Source organism: Pseudomonas sp. PDM21 (assembly GCF_014852505.2).
Lineage (GTDB): Bacteria > Pseudomonadota > Gammaproteobacteria > Pseudomonadales > Pseudomonadaceae > Pseudomonas.
Genome location: NZ_CM181223.1, coordinates 2,353,660 through 2,373,084, shown reverse-complemented (window position 1 = coordinate 2,373,084; position 19,425 = coordinate 2,353,660). Strand labels below are relative to the sequence as shown.

Annotated in this window: 17 protein-coding genes; 6 read left to right on the top strand and 11 right to left on the bottom strand. The window is 67.4% G+C overall.

What is annotated here, in order from left to right:
* The first annotated feature begins 60 nt into the window (after positions 1-60).
* The 5 genes from IB275_RS11295 (at position 61) to IB275_RS11275 (ending at position 7,588) form a co-directional block, all read left to right on the top strand.
* Positions 61-1,485 (top strand): sigma-54 interaction domain-containing protein, encoded by a 1,425-nt coding sequence (locus IB275_RS11295; protein ID WP_192296277.1) that lies wholly within the window; start codon positions 61-63, stop codon positions 1,483-1,485.
* A 322-nt stretch (positions 1,486-1,807) separates the two neighbouring features.
* On the top strand, positions 1,808-3,073 hold the full coding sequence (locus IB275_RS11290) for an OprD family porin (protein ID WP_192296276.1): 1,266 nt from the start codon (positions 1,808-1,810) through the stop codon (positions 3,071-3,073).
* Positions 3,074-3,166: 93 nt separating this feature from the next.
* The gene (locus IB275_RS11285) at positions 3,167-4,558 is read left to right on the top strand and encodes a GntP family permease (RefSeq protein ID WP_192296275.1); all 1,392 of its coding nucleotides are present in this window, start codon (positions 3,167-3,169) and stop codon (positions 4,556-4,558) included.
* Positions 4,559-4,760: 202 nt separating this feature from the next.
* The gene (locus IB275_RS11280) at positions 4,761-5,531 is read left to right on the top strand and encodes a 3-hydroxybutyrate dehydrogenase (protein ID WP_192296274.1); all 771 of its coding nucleotides are present in this window, start codon (positions 4,761-4,763) and stop codon (positions 5,529-5,531) included.
* A 101-nt stretch (positions 5,532-5,632) separates the two neighbouring features.
* Entirely contained in the window at positions 5,633-7,588 is a 1,956-nt protein-coding gene (locus IB275_RS11275) for an acetoacetate--CoA ligase (protein ID WP_192296273.1), read from the top strand.
* Between the two features lie 344 nt (positions 7,589-7,932).
* Here the strand turns inward: IB275_RS11275 and pcaC are convergent, their stop codons facing one another.
* From pcaC to IB275_RS11230, 9 genes are all read right to left on the bottom strand, one after another.
* A complete protein-coding gene (gene pcaC, locus IB275_RS11270) occupies positions 7,933-8,331 on the bottom strand; it encodes a 4-carboxymuconolactone decarboxylase (RefSeq protein WP_045208224.1) in 399 nt (132 codons plus the stop codon).
* Between the two features lie 27 nt (positions 8,332-8,358).
* Positions 8,359-9,147: a 3-oxoadipate enol-lactonase gene (gene pcaD / locus IB275_RS11265; protein WP_192296272.1), complete on the bottom strand. Its 789-nt coding sequence runs from the start codon at positions 9,145-9,147 to the stop codon at positions 8,359-8,361.
* 9 nt (positions 9,148-9,156) lie between these two features.
* Positions 9,157-10,482, bottom strand: a complete 1,326-nt coding sequence (locus IB275_RS11260; RefSeq protein WP_494514444.1) for a 3-carboxy-cis,cis-muconate cycloisomerase — start codon at positions 10,480-10,482, stop codon at positions 9,157-9,159.
* Between the two features lie 194 nt (positions 10,483-10,676).
* On the bottom strand, positions 10,677-11,882 hold the full coding sequence (pcaF, locus tag IB275_RS11255; protein WP_192296270.1) for a 3-oxoadipyl-CoA thiolase: 1,206 nt from the start codon (positions 11,880-11,882) through the stop codon (positions 10,677-10,679).
* Positions 11,879-12,661, bottom strand: coding sequence for a CoA-transferase subunit beta (locus IB275_RS11250; protein WP_138216258.1), 783 nt, complete (start codon positions 12,659-12,661; stop codon positions 11,879-11,881). The genes pcaF and IB275_RS11250 overlap by 4 nt, the downstream gene beginning before the upstream one ends.
* On the bottom strand, positions 12,661-13,509 hold the full coding sequence (locus IB275_RS11245) for a CoA transferase subunit A (protein ID WP_192296269.1): 849 nt from the start codon (positions 13,507-13,509) through the stop codon (positions 12,661-12,663). Before IB275_RS11245 ends, IB275_RS11250 begins: the two co-directional genes overlap by 1 nt.
* A gap of 307 nt (positions 13,510-13,816) precedes the next feature.
* The gene (gene catA / locus IB275_RS11240) at positions 13,817-14,749 is read right to left on the bottom strand and encodes a catechol 1,2-dioxygenase (RefSeq protein ID WP_192404359.1); all 933 of its coding nucleotides are present in this window, start codon (positions 14,747-14,749) and stop codon (positions 13,817-13,819) included.
* Between the two features lie 47 nt (positions 14,750-14,796).
* Positions 14,797-15,087, bottom strand: a complete 291-nt coding sequence (catC, locus tag IB275_RS11235) for a muconolactone Delta-isomerase (protein ID WP_081516603.1) — start codon at positions 15,085-15,087, stop codon at positions 14,797-14,799.
* Between the two features lie 41 nt (positions 15,088-15,128).
* A complete protein-coding gene (locus IB275_RS11230) occupies positions 15,129-16,250 on the bottom strand; it encodes a muconate cycloisomerase family protein (RefSeq protein ID WP_192295493.1) in 1,122 nt (373 codons plus the stop codon).
* Between the two features lie 148 nt (positions 16,251-16,398).
* Between IB275_RS11230 and IB275_RS11225 the strand changes: the two genes are divergently transcribed.
* Entirely contained in the window at positions 16,399-17,271 is an 873-nt protein-coding gene (locus IB275_RS11225) for a LysR family transcriptional regulator (RefSeq protein ID WP_192295492.1), read from the top strand.
* 18 nt (positions 17,272-17,289) lie between these two features.
* On the opposite strand, the gene IB275_RS11220 is transcribed toward IB275_RS11225, so the two are convergent.
* Both IB275_RS11220 and IB275_RS11215 read right to left on the bottom strand, forming a co-directional pair.
* On the bottom strand, positions 17,290-18,063 hold the full coding sequence (locus IB275_RS11220; protein WP_192295491.1) for a 1,6-dihydroxycyclohexa-2,4-diene-1-carboxylate dehydrogenase: 774 nt from the start codon (positions 18,061-18,063) through the stop codon (positions 17,290-17,292).
* Between the two features lie 12 nt (positions 18,064-18,075).
* Entirely contained in the window at positions 18,076-19,404 is a 1,329-nt protein-coding gene (locus IB275_RS11215) for an MFS transporter (protein WP_192295490.1), read from the bottom strand.
* Positions 19,405-19,425 lie beyond the last annotated feature (21 nt).

Here is a 19,425-nt window from a genome sequence, read left to right as displayed (position 1 = left end):
GACCTCATCTCCACATCCCGGTACAGTGCGCCCTCTGCCCTCCTCGCGCACGGCCCACCGATGACCGATACCGACAGCCTCAAGGACTACCCCAGCGTCCGCCAACTGGCGATCCGCTCGCTGTTCGAGATCTTCGAGCAGTTCAGCGAAGGCACGGTGATAGTCGACCGCGAGGCGCGCATTGTCTGGATCAACCAGCGCTACGCCCAGCGCTTCGGGCTGGACAGCGCCGAGCAGGCCGTCGGCCGCCCGGTGGAGCAGGTAATCCCCGGCAGCCTGATGCGCGAAGTGGTCAGCAGCGGCCGGCCGATGCTGCTGGACATCCTCGACATGGCCAAGGACCCGCTGGTGGTCATGCGCGTGCCGATCCGCGACGATTCAGGCGTTGTCATCGGCGGCATTGGCTTCGCCCTGTTCGACGAACTGCGCGCACTCTCACCGCTGCTCACCCGTTACCAGCGCATGCAGGCCGAACTGGCCTCGACCCGCTCGCTGCTGCAGGCGCGCCAGGCCAAGTACAGCTTCGCGCACTTCATCGGCACCAGCGCGGCCAGCCTGGAAGTGAAGCGCCGCGCCCGCCGGGGGGCCGCCAGCGAGGCGCCGATCCTGCTGCTGGGCGAGACCGGCACCGGCAAGGAACTGCTCGCCCATGCCATCCATGCATCTTCGCCACGCGCAGACAAACCCTTCGTCAGCCTCAACGCCGCCGCCATCCCCGAGACCCTGCTGGAAGCCGAGTTCTTCGGCACCGCACCGGGCGCCTTCACCGGCGCCGACCGCAAGGGCCGCGCCGGCAAGCTGCAGATCGCCCAGGGCGGTACGCTGTTCCTCGACGAGATCGGCGACATGCCGCTGACCCTGCAGAGCAAGCTGCTGCGCGTGCTGCAGGAAAAGGAATTCGAGCCGGTGGGCTCCAATGAGGTGCTGCGCAGCGACATCCGCCTGATTGCTGCCACCTCCATCGACCTCGACGCCGCCGTGCGCGAAGGGCGTTTCCGCGCCGACCTGTTCTACCGCATCAACGTCCTGCCCATCGAGATTCCGCCGCTGCGCGAGCGCCTGGAAGACCTGCCGGCGCTTTGCGAAGCCATCCTCGACGGCCTGCGCGACGACCGTCAGACCCTCTTCGAGCTGGATGCCGGCGGCCTCGCCCTGCTCGCCCGGCACGCCTGGCCGGGCAACGTGCGCGAACTGCGCAACCTGCTGGAGCGCACCGTGCTGCTGGGCGACCGCCCGCAGATCGACGCCGCCGGCCTGCGCTCCGCACTGGGAGAACTGCAACCGCTGCCGCCCGGCATGACAGCGCCGTCAGCCAGGCTGGGCGAAGGGCAGGATTTCTATGCGGCACGGGATGCCTTCGAGCGCGAGCTGATCGCCAACACCCTGGCCGAGCAGGCCGGCAACGTCGACGCCGCCGCGCAGCGCCTAGGACTGGGCCGCTCCACCCTGTACAAGAAGATGGCGGCGCTGGGTTTGCAACCCTGACCCGATAATCCCGAAACAGAGACAAGTCTCAAAAAAGAGACAGTTCGGTCTCTCCGCAAAATCAATGCCCCCTGGCAAAGCTTTGCGGAAATTCGTCTCCATTCAGAGACAGATACCATCTTCCGGCAGCCGTTATTCTAAAAATAAGACTTAAAAATCAGATAGTTACAATCCTGGCACGGTCCTGGCTATGTCGCCTCTCGCGGCCTTCGCGCCGCACAGCCGACATAACAACAATCAACGCTGCCCGAACGCGAACAGACCCCAGCGGACACCACGGCTAGTCCCGCTTCGCACACGGCGCCGCGCCAGGAGATCACCGATGAGCCGCTCCACGCTCAATCATGCCGCCGTTCTGACCGCCCTCGGCTCCACCCTCGCCCTTTCGCCCCAGGCCTTCGCCGAATTTCTTGCCGACAGCAAGGCCAGCGTCGAACTGCGCAACTTCTACTTCAACCGCGACTTCCGCCAGGACAACGCCACGCAGTCCAAGCAGGACGAATGGGCCCAGGGCTTTCTGCTGCGCTACGAATCCGGCTACACCGAAGGCACCATCGGCGTGGGCGTAGATGCCCTCGGCCTGCTCGGCGTGAAGCTGGATTCCAGCCCCGACCGCGCTGGCTCCGGCCTGCTGCCGCGCGACAAGGACAAGGTCAACGGCGCGCCGGACGACTACAGCGAGCTGGGCCTGACTGCCAAGCTGCGCGCCTCCAAAAGCACACTGAAGATCGGCACCCTGCTGCCCAAGCTGCCCACTGTGCTGGCCAACGATTCGCGCCTGTTGCCGCAGACCTTCGAAGGCGCGCACCTGAATTCCGCCGAGTTCGCCGGCCTGACTTTCGACGGTGGCCGCCTGCGCCAGGTGAGCCAGCGCGACTCGTCCAACCGCGAGGACATGACCGTCACCAGTGGCAGCGCGCGCGGCATCGTCGCCACCGACACCAGCGACCAGTTCGACTTCGCCGGCCTGAGCTACAAGTGGACGCCGCAACTCACCACCGGCTACAGCTACGCCAAGCTCGACGGGCTCTACGACCAGCACATCGTCAACCTGGTGCACGTGCTGCCCGTCGCTGCCGGCCAGTCGCTGAAGACCGACCTGCGCTACGCGCGTTCCGACGACGACGGCCACAGCAACGTCGACAACCGCGCCTTCGGCGCGATGCTCACCTACACGCTGGGCGGCCACGGCTTCGGCGCCGGCTACCAGAAAATGAGCGGCGACACCGGCTTCGCCTACATCGGCGGCACCGACGCCTTCCTGGTCAACTTCGTGCAGATCGGCGACTTCGCGAACCGCGACGAGAAGTCCTGGCAGGGTCGCTACGACTACGACTTCGGCGCCCTCGGGGTTCCCGGCCTGACCTTCATGACGCGCTACCTGTCCGGCGACAGCATCGAGCTGGGCGCGGGCAAGCCCGAAGGCAAGGAATGGGAACGCGACACCGACATCGGCTACGTGGTGCAGAGCGGCCCGCTGAAGAACGTCGGCGTGAAGTGGCGCAACGCGACGGTGCGCTCCAGCCACTTCGGCAACGACCTGGACGAGAACCGCCTGATCCTCAGCTACGTGCTGCCGCTCTGGTAACCAACTGACCGCCTGACTCCTGATCGTCAAGCAAGCCCACTACAACAAGAACGACGCGCGGCTCCTGGCCGCGCGACAACTGGAGATACTTCGATGAGCGTGGTCATCGCCCTTGCGGCCCTCGCCCTGCTGATGCTCGCCGCCTACCGCGGCTACAGCGTGATCCTCTTCGCCCCCATCGCGGCACTGCTCGCGGTGCTGCTGACGGACCCTGCCGCCGTCGCCCCGGCCTTCACCGGGGTGTTCATGGAGAAGATGGTCGGCTTCGTCAAACTCTACTTCCCGGTGTTCCTGCTCGGCGCGGTGTTCGGCAAGCTGATCGAGCTGTCGGGCTTCTCGCGCTCCATTGTCGCCGCCGCCATCCGCCTGCTTGGCACCAGCCAGGCGATGCTGGTGATCGTGCTGGTCTGCGCCCTGCTCACCTACGGCGGCGTCTCGCTGTTCGTGGTGGTGTTCGCGGTCTATCCGTTCGCCGCCGAGATGTTCCGCCAGAGCAACATTCCCAAGCGGCTGATCCCGGCGACCATCGCCCTGGGCGCGTTCAGTTTCACCATGGATGCCCTGCCCGGCACCCCGCAGATCCAGAACATCATCCCCACCGCCTTCTTCAACACCACCGGCTGGGCCGCGCCCTGGCTGGGGCTGATCGGCAGCCTGTTCGTGTTCACCGTCGGCATGCTGTTCCTCCGTCGCCAGGCCGGCAAGGCGCGCGCCGCCGGCGAGGGCTACGGCAGCGAGCTGCGCAACGAGCCGGAAACCGCCGACGACATCCGGCTGCCCAACCCGCTGCTGGCGCTCTCGCCGCTGGTGCTGGTGGGCGTCGCCAACCTGCTGTTCACCCACTGGATTCCCCAGGTCTACGGCAAGACCCACAGCCTGCAACTGGCCGGCATGGCCGCGCCGGTGGCCAGCGACGTGGCCAAGCTGACCGGCATCTGGGCGGTGCAGGCGGCGCTGCTGCTGGGCATCCTGCTGGTGCTGGTGACCAGCTTCGCGGTGATCCGCAGCAAGCTTGCAGAGGGCAGCAAGACCGCCGTGGGCGGCGCGCTGCTGGCGGCCATGAACACGGCTTCGGAATACGGCTTCGGTGCGGTGATCGCCTCGCTGCCGGGCTTCCTGGTGCTGGCCGATGCGCTGAAGAAGATTCCCGATCCGCTGATCAACGAAGCCATCACCGTCACCACCCTGGCCGGCATCACCGGCTCGGCGTCGGGCGGCATGAGCATCGCCCTGGCGGCCATGTCCGAGCAGTTCATCGCCGCCGCCCACGCCGCCAACATCCCGCTGGAAGTGCTGCACCGGATCGCGGCCATGGCCTCTGGCGGCATGGATACCCTGCCGCACAACGGCGCGGTCATCACCCTGCTCGCGGTTACCGGCCTGACCCACCGCGAGGCCTACAAGGACATCTTCGCCATCACCCTGATCAAGACCCTCGCGGTGTTCGTGGTGATAGGTACCTTCTACGCCACCGGGATCGTATAAGAATCCGCTTGTGGCTAGCTGCGCGTCGGCATAACTGCGTCAAAAGCAGGCGATGACTGCTCATTGACTACACGTCAACTCCGCGCCCTCGCCTGCTTGTTCCCTGTTCTGCTCCAGCTCGCAAGGCCACAAACGAATTCTGGGCAGTCCTGTGTATTGATAGTCGCAGCAATGCGGCCAACCCGTTCCAGAGGAGATTTGCATGACTCTCAAAGGCAAGACCGCACTGGTCACCGGCTCCACCAGCGGCATCGGCCTGGGCATCGCCGCGCGTCTGGCACAGGCGGGTGCCAACGTGGTGGTCAACGGCTTCGGCGATATCGACGCGGCGGTACGCGAGCTGTCGGTACATGGCACACGCATCGGCCACCACGGCGCAGACATGGCGCAACCCGAGCAGATCGGGCAGATGATCGAATACGTCGAGCGCGAGTTCGGCGGCCTCGACATCCTGGTCAACAACGCGGGCATCCAGCACGTCGCGGCGCTGGAGGAGTTCCCCGTGGAGCGCTGGAACGCGATCATCGCCATCAACCTCTCCTCGGTGTTCCACACCACCCGCCTGGCGTTGCCGGGCATGCGCCAGCGCGGCTGGGGGCGCATCCTCAATATCGCCTCGACCCACGGCCTGGTCGCCTCCGCCGGCAAGAGCGCCTACGTGGCCGCCAAGCACGGGGTGATCGGCCTGACCAAGACCACCGCCCTGGAAACCGCCACCAGCGCCATCACCTGCAACGCCATCTGCCCAGGCTGGGTGCTGACGCCGCTGGTGCAGCAGCAGATCGACGCGCGCATAGCGGCCGGTGTCACACCCGAACAGGCACGCCACGACCTGCTGGCGGAGAAGCAGCCGTCGCTCGACTTCGTCACTGCCGACCAGCTGGGCGAGCTGGCGCTATTCTTGTGTTCTGAAGCCGCCGCCCAGGTCCGCGGCGCCGCCTGGAACATGGATGGCGGTTGGGTCGCGCAGTGATCCACCCGCAGCGGCGAAGCACTTCCGGCGACGCTTCGTGTCAAGATGATGGGGGCCGCTGGTCGGCGGTGCCCACCGTTCCTTCGCTGGAGTCGTCGTCAATGAACCCACTGCTCTGGACACCCTCCCCCGAACGCATCGCCGCCACCCGGATGGACGCCTTCCGCCGCAAGGTGGCGCAGCAGCACGGAGTCGACCTGCCCGACTACGCCGCATTGCACGCCTGGAGCATCGCCGAGCGCGAAGCCTTCTGGCTGGCCATCATCGACACCTTCGGCGTGCAGTTCCACGAGGCACCCACGGCAGTCCTCGAGGAAGGCCCGGAAATGCCCGATGCGCGCTGGTTCCCCGGCGCCACCCTGAACTTCGCCGAACACCTGCTGCGCCGCCGCGACAACAAGCCGGCGCTGATCGCCATCAGCGAGGATGAGCGTCGCGAGGTGATCAGCCATGCCGAGCTGGCCGCCCAGGTCGCCGGCCTGCAGCGTGCCCTGCGCGAAGCCGGCGTGGGCGTCGGCGACCGCGTCGCGGCCTTCATGCCCAACACCTGGCAGACGGTGGTCGGCATGCTCGCCACCACCAGCCTCGGCGCCACCTGGTCGAGCTGCTCGCCGGACTTCGGCACCCATGGCGTGATCGACCGCTTCGGCCAGATCGAACCCAAGGTGCTGATCGCCTGCGCCGGCTACCGCTACGCCGGCAAGATGCTGGACCTCAGCGCCAAGCTCAACGAAATCCTCGCCCAGCTGCCCACCCTGGAGCAGCTGGTGATCGTCCCCTACGCCAACGGCCACGCGCGACGCAGCGACTTCCAGACGCCGGCGCTGGTCAGCCTCTGGCAGGACTTCTTCCACAGCGGCGGCGAGCCGGTATTCACCCCGGTGCCTTTCGACCACCCGCTGTACATCCTCTACTCCTCCGGCACCACCGGCGTGCCCAAGTGCATTGTCCACGGCGCCGGCGGCGTGCTGCTGCAGCACCTGAAGGAGCACGGCCTGCACGTCGACCTGGGCAACAACGACACGCTGTTCTACTACACCACCTGCGGCTGGATGATGTGGAACTGGCTGGTCTCGGGACTCGCCGTCGGCGCGACACTGGTGCTCTACGATGGCTCGCCCTTCCACCCCGGCCCCGAGCGCCTGATGGACCTGATCGACGCGGAGAACATCAGCGTGTTCGGCACCAGCGCCAAGTACATCGCCGCACTGGAAAAGGCCAACGTGCGGCCACGCCAGAGCCACTCGCTGGAGCGTCTGAAGACCCTGCTCTCGACCGGCTCGCCGCTGGCCCACGAGAGCTTCGACTACGTCTACCGCGAGGTGAAGCCCGACCTCTGCCTGTCGTCGATCTCCGGCGGCACCGACATCGTTTCCTGCTTCGCCATCGGTAACCCGACCCTGCCGGTGTGGCGCGGGGAAATCCAGTGCAAGGCACTGGGTATGGCGGTGGAAGTCTGGGACGAGGCCGGCAGGCCGGTGCGCGGCGAGAAAGGCGAGCTGGTCTGTGTGCGGCACTTCCCGTCGATCCCGGCGGGCTTCTGGAACGACGAGAACAACGAGAGATTTCTCGATGCCTACTTCGCCACCTTCCCCGGCGTCTGGGCCCATGGCGACTACGCCGAGGAAACCGCACACGGCGGTCTGGTGATCCATGGCCGTTCCGATGCCGTGCTCAACCCCGGCGGCGTGCGCATCGGCACCGCGGAAATCTATCGCCAGGTGGAGAAGATCGAACAGGTGCTGGAGTCCATCGCCATCGGCCAGGAGTGGCAGGGCGACGTGCGCGTGGTGCTGTTCGTGCGACTGCGTGGCGGCGTAGAACTGGACGAAGCGCTGCAGGAACGCATCCGCCAGACCATCCGCAGCAACACCACCCCACGCCACGTGCCGGCGAAGATTCTCGCAGTCGCCGACATCCCGCGCACCATCAGCGGCAAGATCGTCGAACTGGCGGTACGCAACGTGGTGCACGGCCAGCCGGTGAAGAACACCGACGCGCTGGCCAACCCGCAGGCGCTCGAGCTGTTCAGGGATCGGAAGGAACTGGAGAGTTGAGGTTCTCAGGTGACACCGTACCGATGCACTCCCCTCACCCCAGCCCTCTCCCGGAGGGAGAGGGAGCAGATTGTGCCGGCTGACGCCATGGATGCTCACTACACCGAACGGTCCCCTCTCCCGCTTGCGGGAGAGGGTTAGGGTGAGGGGCTCTTGCTCTTGTAGGAGCAAGCATGCTCGCGCGCCCTACACCGACAAATCAGAGTCGTAGGGCGCATAACCTGGAACAGGTTATCCGCCACCAACCCTGCGGCGGATAACGCTGGCGCTTATCCGCCCTACCAGAGCGGCCCGAGCGTCAGCCAAGCAGTCACCGCCCGGATGCGTGGTCCGGGCGGCGCTGATCAGGCGTCGCCCAGCGACTCGGTGCCCAGCTCGTCCCACACCGCCTCGGCGAGGTGGAAGGTGGCGTTGGCGGCCGGGATGCCACAGTAGATCGCGCTCTGCAGCAGGACTTCCTTGATCTCTTCGCGGGTCACGCCGTTGTTGCGTGCGGCGCGCAGGTGCAGCGTCAGCTCGCCTTCGCGGTTCATGCCGATCAGCATGGCGATGGTGATCAGGCTGCGGGTGTGGCGCGGCAGGCCGGGACGGGTCCAGATGTCACCCCAGGCATGACGGGTGATCATTTCCTGGAACTCTTCGTTGAAGGCGTTGCGCTTCTGCAGGCTGCGGTCGACGTGGGCGTCGCCCAGTACCGCGCGGCGCACCTGCATGCCGGCTTCGTAGCGTTCTTTCTCGTCCATCTCTAACTCCTACAAGAGCAAAAGCGATCAGGCACGCAGGAAGTCCAGCACACGCTGGCTGAAGGCATCGCCGGCCTGCACGTTGGACAGGTGCGCGGCGCGGAACTCCACCAGCTCGGCGCCGGGAATGCGTGCCTGCAGGAAGCGGCCGTCCTCGGTGGTGGTCACCGGGTCGGCAGCGCCGCAGACCACCAGGGTCGGCGCAGTGATCGCACCGATCTCGCCACGAAAATCGGCATCACGCACAGCCGCGCAGTTGGCTGCATAACCTTCCGGCGAGGTCTGCGCCAGCATGCCGACGATAGGCTCGACCTTGCCCGGCTCCGCCTCGGCGAAGTCCGCAGTGAACCAGCGCGAGATCGACGCGTCACGCAGGTTGCGCATAGCCTCGGCGCCGCCACTGAGCACGGTCTCGATGCGCGGGTTCCAGACTTCCGGGGTGCCGATCTTCGCGGCGGTGTTGCACACCACCAGACGCTCGATGCGCTCCGGCGCATGGATGGCCAGCCACTGGCCGATCAGGCCACCCATGGACAGGCCGCAGAAATGCGCGCGCGGGATGTCCAGCGCGTCCAGCAGGGCCAGCACGTCAAGGCCGTTCTGCTCGATGCTGTACGGACCGGGGGTGACCAGTGAGCCGCCGTGGCCACGGGTGTCATAGCGCAGCACGCGGAAGTGCTCGGCGAAAGCCGCGACCTGCGCGTCCCACATGTGCAGGTCAGTACCCAGCGAGTTGGACAGCACCAGCACGGGGGCGCCGGCGGGCCCTTCAAGAAGGTAATTCAGGTCGCCATCGGCGAGATGTACGGCAGGCATGCAAGGCTCCTATGGGGATTCTTTGCGCAAGGAAAGTACTTGGTGTTCGGCCAGCGCGCGCTCGACCCAGCGGCGCGCCTGGCCCAGGTAATGGGCGGGATCGAGCAGGCGATCCAGCTCTTCGGCAGTCAGTTGGGCGGCGACTTCGGCGTTGGCGCCGAGCACCGTGCGCAGGTGCGCGCCCTCCTTCACCGCCTGCTTGCAGCACTGCTCCACCAGGTGGTGCGCGGCGTCGCGACCAATGCGCTGGGCCAGGGCGATGCTCACGGCTTCGGCGAGCACCAGGCCACGGGTCAGGTCGAGGTTCGCCAGCATGCGCCCGGCGTCGACCTCCAGGCCTGGCACCAGGCTCAGCGCCTGTTGCAACGCACCGGAGACGAGGCAGCACAGCTCCGGCAGGCTTTCCCATTCGGCGTGCCACAAGCCGAGGCTGCGCTCGTGCTCCTGGGGCATGGCGGCGAACAGGGTCGAGACCAGGCCCGGCGCGCGGGTCGCCGCGCCAATCAGCACGGCAGCGCCCACCGGGTTGCGCTTGTGCGGCATGGTGGAGGAACCACCCTTGCCCGGCGCGGAAGGCTCGAAGACTTCGCCGGCCTCGGTCTGCATCAGCAGGCTGAGGTCGCGGCCGAGTTTGCCGAGGCTGCCGGCGATCAGGCCGAGCAGGCTGGCGAACTCCACCAGGCGGTCGCGCTGGGTGTGCCAGGGTTGTTCGGGGAGTTGCAGGTTGAGTTCTTCAGCCAGCGCTTCGGCCACGGCGAAGCCTTGCTCGCCCAGCGCGGCGAGGCTGCCGGACGCGCCGCCGAATTGCAGGCACAGCAGGCGCGGCTTGAGTTCGTTCAGGCGCTGGCGATGACGGGTGATCGCGCCCAGCCAGCCGGCGATCCTCATGCCGAGGGTGACGGGCGTTGCGTGCTGCAGCCAGGTGCGGCCGACCATGGGCGTGCCGGCGTGGGCTTGTGCTTTTACGGCGAGCGCGTCAGCCAGCCGGGCGAGGTCGCCTTCGAGCAGCTCGATGGCGCCACGCAACTGCAGGACCAGCCCGGAGTCCATGGCGTCCTGGCTGGTGGCGCCCAGGTGCACGTAGCGCTCGGCTTCGGCGTCTTCGGCGGCGATGCGCTTGCCCAGCGCCTTCACCAGCGGGATCGCGGAATTGCCGGCGCTGCAGATGGCCTGCGCCAGTGCGGCAAAATCGTAGAGTTCGGCGCGGCAGGCGGCGGCGATGGGCGCCACGGCGCTCGCCGGGATCACGCCCACACGGGCCTCGGCACGAGCCAATGCGGCCTCGAAGTCGAGCATGCCCTGCACCCGGCCGTGGTCGCTGAAGATCGCGCGCATGGCAGGCTGGGTGAAGTAGGCGTCGAACAGAAGGTGGGTGCTCACTGGGGTGGCTCCGGAGATCGGCGGGCGTTGTCGGACAGTATGACCGGAGAGCTGGCGTAGGGCGCATAACCTGGCACAGGTTATCCGCCGGCTACTCGACGGATAAGCGCTGGCGCGTTATGCGCCCTACGGTCTACACGGCTGAGCGATTACACGCGCTCGACGACCAACGCCACGCCCTGCCCTACGCCCACGCACATGGTGCACAGGCCGAGCTTGCCGCCGGACTTCTGCAGCTGGTGCACAGCGGTCAGTACCAGGCGCGCGCCGCTGGCACCCAGCGGGTGGCCGAGGGCGATGGCGCCGCCGTTGGGGTTCACCCGTGCGTCGTCATCGGCGATGCCCAGATCACGGGTCACCGCCAGGCCCTGCGCGGCAAAGGCTTCGTTCAGCTCGATGACATCGAACTGGTCGACCGACAGGTTCAGGCGCTCCAGCAGCTTGCGCACCGCCGGCACCGGACCGATGCCCATCACGCGCGGAGCGACGCCAGCGCTGGCCATGCCGAGCACTTTCGCCCTCGGCGTCAGGCCGTGTTTCTTCACCGCCTCGGCGCTGGCGAGGATCAGCGCCACGGCGCCGTCGTTCACGCCGGAAGCGTTGCCGGCAGTAACGGTCTTGCCTTCGCCGTTGACCGGCTTGAGCTTGGCCAGCGCTTCCAGGGTGGTGTCCGGGCGCGGGTGTTCGTCGGTGTCGACGACGGTCTCGCCCTTGCGGCCCTTGATCACCACCGGGACGATTTCCTCGGCAAAGTAGCCGTTGGCCTGGGCGACGCCGGCACGCTGCTGGCTGCGCAGGGAGAAGGCGTCCTGGTCAGCGCGGTTGACGTTGTAGTCATCGGCCACGTTGTCGGCTGTCTGCGGCATGGCGTCCACGCCGTACTGCGCCTTCATCAGCGGATTGATGAAGCGCCAGCCGATGGTGGTGTCCTCGATCTTCTGGCCGCGGCCGAAGGCGCTGTCGGCCTTGCCCATCACGTAGGGCGCGCGGGACATGGACTCGACGCCGCCGGCGATGACCAGCTCGGCCTCGCCGCTGGCGATGGCGCGGAAGCCGGTGCCTACCGCGTCCAGGCCCGAGGCGCAGAGACGGTTGAGGGTCACGCCCGGCACGCTTTCCGGCAGGCCAGCCAGCAGCAGCGCCATACGCGCCACGTTGCGGTTGTCCTCGCCGGCCTGGTTGGCGCAGCCGAGGTAGACCTCGTCCAGCGCGGCCCAGTCGACTTGCGGGTTACGTTCCAGCAGCGCCTTCACCGGCACGGCGGCGAGGTCGTCGGCGCGCACACCGGAGAGCGAGCCGCCGAAACGGCCGATGGGCGTGCGCACGGCGTCGCAGATGAAGACCTCGCGGCTCATTCCTCACCTCCCAGCTGGCCGTGGGCGGCGGCGGTGCGGGCTTCGAGGGCGCGCAGGGCTTCCAGCTCGACGTCGGTCGGCGCGACGGTCTCGGTCACCTGCTCGGCGAAGCGGATCGCCCAGCCGGTGTTCTCGACCACCTGCTCGCGGGTCACGCCCGGGTGCAGGGTGGTGACGATGAATTCGTTGCTGCCGGCTTCCGGCTCCATGATGCACAGGTCAGTGATGATCGCCACCGGCCCCTTGCCGGGCAGGCCGAGCTGCTGGCGGTGGTCGCCGCCCTCGCCGAAGCCGACCGAGGTGATGAAGGCCAGCTTGTCGACGAAGGTGCGGTGGGACTGCTTGAGGATGATCAGCACTTCCTTGGCGGAACCGGCGATCTCCGGCGCGCCGCCAGCGCCGGGCAGGCGCACCTTCGGCTTGTTGTAGTCGCCGATGACGGTGGTGTTGATGTTGCCGAAGCGGTCGACCTGGGCCGCGCCGAGGAAGCCGACGTCGATGCGCCCGCCCTGCAGCCAGTAGCGGAAAATCTCGCCGGTGGGCACCACGGTGTCCGCGGTTTCGGCCAGTTCGCCGTCACCGATGGACAGCGGCAGCACGCTGGGCTTGGCGCCGATGGGGCCGGATTCGTAGATCAGGACCACGTCCGGCGAGGCGGTCAGACGCGCGAGGTTGGCGGCCTTGGATGGCAGGCCGATGCCGACGAAGCAGACGGCGCCGTTCTTCAGACGGCGGGCGGCGGCCACGGTCATCATTTCATTGGTGCTGTAGGCGCTCATTACTTGGCCTCCGCGAGCTTGGCTTTGAACTCGTTGAAATCTTTCGTGCCGCGGATGTAGGTATCGATCCAGGCGTTGAAGGTGTCGCGGTCGCGGGCGATCGGGTCCCAGGCCTGGTAGAAGCGGTTGTCGCGTTCGGAGTAGCCGTGGGCGTAGGACGGGTGCGAACCGCCGGGCACCAGGCAGACGGCGGACAGCGCCCAGGTCGGTAGTACGCAGGAGTTCATCGGCGCATTCAGGTCGTCGACGATTTCCTCGACGGTGACGATGCAGCGCTTGGCGGCCAGGGCGGCTTCCTTCTGCACGCCAAGGATGCCCCACAGCAGCACGTTGCCCTTGCGGTCGGCCTTCTGCGCGTGGATCACGGTGACGTCCGGACGCACCGAAGGCACGGCGGCCAGTTGCTCACCGGTGAACGGGCAGTTGATGAACTTGATGTTCGGGTTGACCTTCGGCAGGTCGGAACCGGCGTAGGCGCGCAGCACGGCGAACGGCAGGCCCGAGGCGCCGGCGACGTAGGAGTTGGCGAGGTCGGCGTGGCTGTGCTCGTCGATCTCCAGCTCCCGCGGCCAGCCCTTCTCCACCGCGTCACGCAGGCGATGCAGCGAACCGACACCGGGGTTGCCGCCCCAGGAGAAGGTCAGCTTGCGCACGCAGCCGGCACCGATCAGCAGGTCATAGACCAGGTCGGGGGTCATGCGCACCAGGTGCAGGTCTTTCTTGCCCTGGCGGATCAGCTCGTGGGAGGCAGCGGTCGGGATCAGGTGGGTGAAGCCTTCGAGCGCGACGGTGTCGCCGTCGTAGACGAAGCGCTCGACCGCTTCGCGGAGAGTCAGGAGTTCAGCCATGGTCGGTCTCGTTGTGTAGGGGTGCCGATGGGAAAACAGTACCGTCGGGGGGATGGACGAACAATGCGATAATCGACTATTGGTGCGAATATCGAACACTTCTCTTAGGGGGCTAACGGCTGGATTGCGGGGCGGATCGAGCGGAGCCAGGCCCGCCACAGCACGAGTTCCAGTGCAGCAGAGCGCTCTGGGTAGGATGGGTGGAGCGCAGCGATACCCATGCTGTCGGCGCACGGATTGATGGGTATCGCTGCGCTCCACGCCATCCTACGGCGGGGTTACCGGCAAGGCCGGACGTTGGCGGGGATCACGCTTCCTGCAGCGCGCGAGGGCGGTTGCTGCGGTCCTCGGCATCGACGGAAACCGCCTGCTGCAGCTGGAAGTCGAACTCGATCTCGGCGAAGCGCCCGTCCACACCACGCGCCTTGGCGGCAGCCGCGTCCTCGACAAAACGCACCTCGCCGATCAGCCCGTCTCGGGTGGCGTAGGCGAAGTCGTCCCACAGGTACTGGTCACCCGCGAGGTTGATCTGCGTGGTCAGGTGGCGATGCCCCGGCGCGGAGATGAAGAAGTGGATGTGCGCCGGGCGCTGGCCGTGGCGACCGAGCTGGTCGAGCAGCTCCTGGGTCGGGCCGTCCGGCGGGCAGCCGTAGCCGCTGGGCACGATGCTGCGGGCCTTGTAGCGGCCTTCGGCGTCGGTGACGATGCGCCGGCGCAGGTTGAACTCGGACTGGGTGCTATCGAAGTACGAGTAGGTACCCTGGGTGTTCGCGTGCCAGAGGTCGACCACGGCGCCAGCCAGCGGCTTGCCCTGCGGGTCGAACACGCGGCCGGAAAGGAACATCACGGTACCCGCGTCCTTGCCGTCGTCCATCCGCGCTTCGCCTTCGGACAGCGGCGCGCCGGCCACATACAGCGGGCCTTCGATGGTGCGCGGGGTACCGCCGCCGATGCCGGCAGCCGCGTCCTGGGCGTCCAGCAGCAGGTCGAGGTAGTGCTCGACGCCGAGGCCGGCGACGACCAGGCCGGCTTCCTGGCGGGAGCCGAGTCGGTTGAGGTAGTCCACCGCTTTCCAGAACTCGTCGGGGGTGACGTTCATGTCTTCGATCAGTTTCGCGGTGTCCTGCAGGATGCGCAGGACGAGGTTCTTCACGCGCGGGTTGCCCTGGTCATTCAGGGCGCCGCTGGCCTCTTCGAAGAACTTCTGGATGTCGGCAGTCTGGGAAATCTTCACGGTCATGATGCGATCCTCAAGTCTTGTTCTTGTTGATTCGTCCGGGACGTAAATCAGCGGTCGTCGGTATGGATCGAGGACGGATGGCGACAGAGCCCGTCGACCTCGATGTCCATGTAGGGGAACAGCGGCAGCTGCATCAGGGTGTCGTGCAGTTCCTCGACGCTGGCGAGGTCGAACACGCTGTAGTTGGCGTAGTGCCCGGCGATGCGCCACAGGTGGCGCCACTTGCCCTCGCGCTGCAGGCGCTGGGCCAGCTCCTTCTCGTCGGCCTTGAGCTGGGCGGCTTTCGCCGGGTCCATATCGACGGGCAATTTCACGGTCATCTTCACGTGGAACAGCATCGGGTCTTCTCCTCTATCGGGCAGTCGGAAAGGGTTGCAAATCAGTGGCGTCGGAAGCGCGCCAGGCGCTCCTCGTCGAGGGTCAGGCCCAGGCCGGGCGTGCGCGGAACGTGCAGCTGGAAGTCGCGGTAGACCGGCGCCTCGGTGACGATTTCCTCGGTGAGCAGCAGCGGGCCGAACAGCTCGGTGGCCCAGGTCAGCTTCTCCAGGGTGAGGAAGGCGTGGGCCGAGGCCAGGGTGCCGACCGCGCCTTCGAGCATGGTCCCGCCGTACAGCGCGATGCCGGCGGCTTCGGCGATCTGCGCAGTGCGCAGCACGGCGCGCGGGCCACCGTTCTTGGCGATCTTCAGGGCGAAGATGCTGGCGGCGCCGTCAGCGGCGAGGCTGAAGGCGTCGGCCACGCTCTCGATGGATTCGTCGGCCATGATCGGCGCCGGGCTGCGCTGGTTCAGGCGCACCTGGCCGCTGCGGTTGATCCGCGAGATGGGCTGTTCGATGAGATCGATGCCGTTCTCGCCGAGCACCTGGCAGCCACGGACGGCCTGGGATTCGTCCCAGCCCTGGTTGACGTCCACGCGCACGCTGGCGCGCTCGCCCAGCGCCTTCTTGATCGCCACCACATGCTTGAGGTCCTGCTCCAGCGGGTTGGCGCCGATCTTCAGCTTGAAGATGCGGTGGCGGCGGATGTCGAGCATCTGCTCGGCTTCGGCGATGTCGCGGGCGGTGTCGCCGGAGGCCAGGGTCCAGGCCACTTCGAGACTGTCGCGCACGCGGCCGCCGAGCAGCTCGCTGACCGGCAGGCCGAGGCGCTTGCCCTGGGCGTCCAGCAGCGCGCTCTCGATACCCGAGCGGGCAAAGGTGTTGCCTTTGATCGACTTGTCCAGGCGCTGCATGCAGGCGTTGATGTTGCTGGCGTCCTGGCCCTTGAGCAGCGGCGCGAAGTGCGCGTCGATGTTGGCCTTGATGCTTTCCGGGCTCTCATTGCCGTAAGCCAGGCCGCCGATGGTGGTGGCTTCGCCAATGCCCTCGACACCGTCGGAGCAGCGCAGGCGGATGATCACCAGCGTCTGCTGCTGCATGGTGTGCATGGCCAGCTTGTGCGGACGGATGGTCGGCAGGTCGACGATGATCGACTCGATGCGTTCGATGACGGGGCTACTCATGGACGGCGTTCCGGTCTGGGATTTGTGGATGGGCCGGGCCGCACTGCGGCGATACCCGACAGGTGTTTTCACGATTGACGAAGGATTGCGCCGGGGCCTGCAGGCAGTCCAATATCGTTGCCATCTTGTTGCATACTCTGGAGGTATCATGGAACTGCGACACCTGCGCTACTTCCGCGAGGTGGCCGGCACCCTCAACTTCACCCGCGCCGCCGAGCGCCTGCACATCGCCCAGCCGCCGCTGAGCCGGCAGATCCAGCAGCTCGAGGAACTGCTTGGCGTGGCACTGCTGGAGCGTGGCCGTCCGCTGCGCCTGACCGACGCCGGGCGCTACTTCCACGAGCAGACCGGCACCCTGCTGGCGCAGCTGGAAAGCATCTGCGAGAGCACCCGGCGCATCGGCCAGGGCGAGCGCCAGTGGTTCGGCATCGGCTTCGCGCCCTCGACGCTGTACGACGGCTTGCCCGAGCTGATCCGCGAGTTGCGCGGCGACGCCGCTCTGGAGCTGGGGCTGCAGGAAATGACCACGGTGCAGCAGGTCGAGGCGCTGAAAAGCGGGCGCATCGACATCGGCTTCGGGCGCATCCGCATCGACGATCCGGCGATTACCCAGCAGGTCTTGCGCGAGGAGCCGATGGTCGCCGTGCTGCCGGCCGGGCATCGCCTGCTGGGTGCGCCGCTGAGCCTGGAACAGCTGGCCGGCGAGGACTTCGTGCTCTACCCCGCCAACCCGCGCCCCAGCTACGCCGACCACGTGCTCGCGCTGTTCGCCAACCACGGACTGAGCGTGCGCGTCGCGCAGTGGACCAACGAGCTGCAGACCGCCATCGGCCTGGTCGCCGCCGGGCTGGGCGTGGCGCTGGTGCCGGCGTCGGTGCAGCAACAGCACCGCGCCGACATCGGCTACGCCACGCTGACCGACGCCGGGGCGGTCTCGCCGATCATCTTCAGCCAGCGCCGCGGCGACGTCAGCGCGCCGCTGCAACGCTGCCTGCAACTGATCGGCGCAGACCTGCCGTAGGCGCATCATGGCGGTGCCTCAGCCCAGGTCGCCGCCACCCACCGGCAGGGTCACGCCGGTGATGTAGCTGGCTTCGTCGGAAGCGAGGAAGAGGATCGCGCCGACCTGCTCGTCGATGCTGCCGTAGCGCTTCATCAGGCTGCTGTCGAGGGTCTGGTCGACGATCTGCTGGTACCAGACCTTCTCCTGCTCACTCTGCTGCGCTGCGTTGCGCGGGATGCGCCGCGGCGGCGCTTCGGTGCCGCCGGGCGCGGTGGCGTTGACCCGCACGCCGCGCTCGGCGGTCTCGAAGGCCAGGCATGCGGTCAGCGCGTTCACCCCGCCCTTCGCCGCACCGTAGGGCACGCGGTTCACCCCACGGGTGGCGATGGACGAGACGTTGACGATGGCGCCCGCGCCCTGCTCGAGCATCGGCACCAGCGCGGCGCGGCAGCACCACAGGGTGGGGAACAGCGAGCGGCGCACCTCGGCTTCGATCTCGTCCTCGGCGTAGTGCTCGAAGGGCTTCGCCCAGATGGTGCCGCCGACGTTGTTGACCAGGATGTCGAGGCGGCCGAAGCGCGCCAGCGCCTGATCGACTACACCCTGGCAGTCGGCAAAGCGCTCCAGGTCGGCAGTCAGGGTGAGCACTTCGCCGTGCTGGCCGAGGGCGTCCTGCAGTTCGTGGACGATTTCCGAGCGGTCCACGGCGATGACCCTGGCGCCCTCTTCCACCAGCCGCTCGGCGACGCGCCGGCCGATACCCTGGGCGGCGCCGGTGACGAGGGCAACCTTGTTGTCGAAACGGGACATGACGTTCTCCTGTCAGTGTGCGGCCACGAGCCCGCCCGAGGGCTTCTCGCTGCCGCGGATAAGGGCCACGGCGATCAGCGCCAGCAGCAAGGGAACGGCCAGCGCCAGGTAGAAACCGGCGACGCCGCCCCATTCGAGGAAGGTTCCGCCCAGGGCGGAACCGATGATGGCGCCCACCCGGCCCAGGCCGATGGCCCAGCCGGTGGCGGTGGCGCGCAGGCTGGTCGGGTAGGCCGAAACCACCAGGTAGTTGAGGGCGATCTGCTGCCCGCCAATGCCCAGGCCCGCGGCGCCGACCAGCAGGAACACCAGCGCCCAGTTGTCGCCGCTCAGGGACAGGCCAAGGCTGACCATCACGCCGAGGGCGAACAGGCCGAGTAGCACGTTGCGGGTGTTCAGGCGCGGCAGCAGGATCGACAGCGGGATGGCGCAGAGGATGAACACCGCATTGACCGTGACGGTGCCCAGCGGCGCCTGCTCTACCGGCAGGCCGGCGGTCTTCAGCACAGTGGGCAGCCAGGAGAGGAACATGAACCAGGCCACCCAGTTGAACAGGTAGGTCAGCCACACGGCGAGGGTATTGCGCGCCAGCCCCGGCCCGAACAGGGCGCGTACGCTGGTGCGGGTGGCGGCTTCCGGCACGCTGAAGCGCACGTCATCGGCGAGCGTCCGCGAACTGATCCGCGCGAGAATGCGGCGCACCTGCGCCGTCTCGCCCGAGCGGGTGGCCAGGAACTGCAGCGACTCCGGCAGCGCGAAGTACAGGCCGACCAGCAGCACCAGCGGCAGCAGCCCGCCTGCGAGGAAGATGCCCTGCCAGCCGATCAACGGCATGAGCTGGGCAGCGAGCAGCCCGCCGAGCATGGCGCCCGCCGGAAGGCCCAGCAGAATGCCGGTGACGATGGCGCCACGCAGGCGCGCCGGACCGTACTCGGAGGCCAATGCCAGCAGCACCGGCGTGGCGCCGCCCATGCCGAGGCCGGCGAGGAAGCGCAGCACCAGGATCTGCTCGGCACTGCTGGCGAAGGCCGTGGCCAAGGTCGCGAGGGCGAACAGAGCGACCGCGCCCATCACCGTCGGGCGGCGACCGAAGCGGTCACCGAACAGCCCAAGCGCCATGGCACCCAGGGCCATGCCGACGATGCCGGCGCTGAGGATCGGCGCCAGGCCACCGGTGGAAAGCTGCAGGGTCTCGATGATCGCCGGGCCCGTGTAGGCAATGGCCTGGGTATCGAAGCCATCGAAGATGGCGACCAGGAAACACAGGGCGAACACGCGCCACTGGAAGGAACTCAAGGCGGCGTGATCTATCACGTCAGGTATGTTGCACGTCTGGCTCATGTGGGTCTCCGCTGCGAGGGC

Coding starts and splice junctions, on each gene's coding strand:
- IB275_RS11215 (WP_192295490.1), bottom strand. CDS start 19,404: ATGAGCCAGACGTGCAACATACCTGACGTGATAGATCACGCCGCCTTG.
- pcaF (WP_192296270.1), bottom strand. CDS start 11,882: ATGAGCCGCGAGGTCTTCATCTGCGACGCCGTGCGCACGCCCATCGGC.
- IB275_RS11285 (WP_192296275.1), top strand. CDS start 3,167: ATGAGCGTGGTCATCGCCCTTGCGGCCCTCGCCCTGCTGATGCTCGCC.
- IB275_RS11230 (WP_192295493.1), bottom strand. CDS start 16,250: ATGAGTAGCCCCGTCATCGAACGCATCGAGTCGATCATCGTCGACCTG.
- IB275_RS11225 (WP_192295492.1), top strand. CDS start 16,399: ATGGAACTGCGACACCTGCGCTACTTCCGCGAGGTGGCCGGCACCCTC.
- IB275_RS11220 (WP_192295491.1), bottom strand. CDS start 18,063: ATGTCCCGTTTCGACAACAAGGTTGCCCTCGTCACCGGCGCCGCCCAG.
- IB275_RS11250 (WP_138216258.1), bottom strand. CDS start 12,661: ATGAGCGCCTACAGCACCAATGAAATGATGACCGTGGCCGCCGCCCGC.
- IB275_RS11290 (WP_192296276.1), top strand. CDS start 1,808: ATGAGCCGCTCCACGCTCAATCATGCCGCCGTTCTGACCGCCCTCGGC.
- IB275_RS11260 (WP_494514444.1), bottom strand. CDS start 10,482: ATGCGCGCGATCTTCAGCGACCACGGCCGGGTGCAGGGCATGCTCGAC.
- pcaD (WP_192296272.1), bottom strand. CDS start 9,147: ATGCCTGCCGTACATCTCGCCGATGGCGACCTGAATTACCTTCTTGAA.
- pcaC (WP_045208224.1), bottom strand. CDS start 8,331: ATGGACGAGAAAGAACGCTACGAAGCCGGCATGCAGGTGCGCCGCGCG.
- IB275_RS11280 (WP_192296274.1), top strand. CDS start 4,761: ATGACTCTCAAAGGCAAGACCGCACTGGTCACCGGCTCCACCAGCGGC.
- IB275_RS11275 (WP_192296273.1), top strand. CDS start 5,633: ATGAACCCACTGCTCTGGACACCCTCCCCCGAACGCATCGCCGCCACC.
- IB275_RS11295 (WP_192296277.1), top strand. CDS start 61: ATGACCGATACCGACAGCCTCAAGGACTACCCCAGCGTCCGCCAACTG.
- catA (WP_192404359.1), bottom strand. CDS start 14,749: ATGACCGTGAAGATTTCCCAGACTGCCGACATCCAGAAGTTCTTCGAA.
- IB275_RS11245 (WP_192296269.1), bottom strand. CDS start 13,509: ATGGCTGAACTCCTGACTCTCCGCGAAGCGGTCGAGCGCTTCGTCTAC.
- catC (WP_081516603.1), bottom strand. CDS start 15,087: ATGCTGTTCCACGTGAAGATGACCGTGAAATTGCCCGTCGATATGGAC.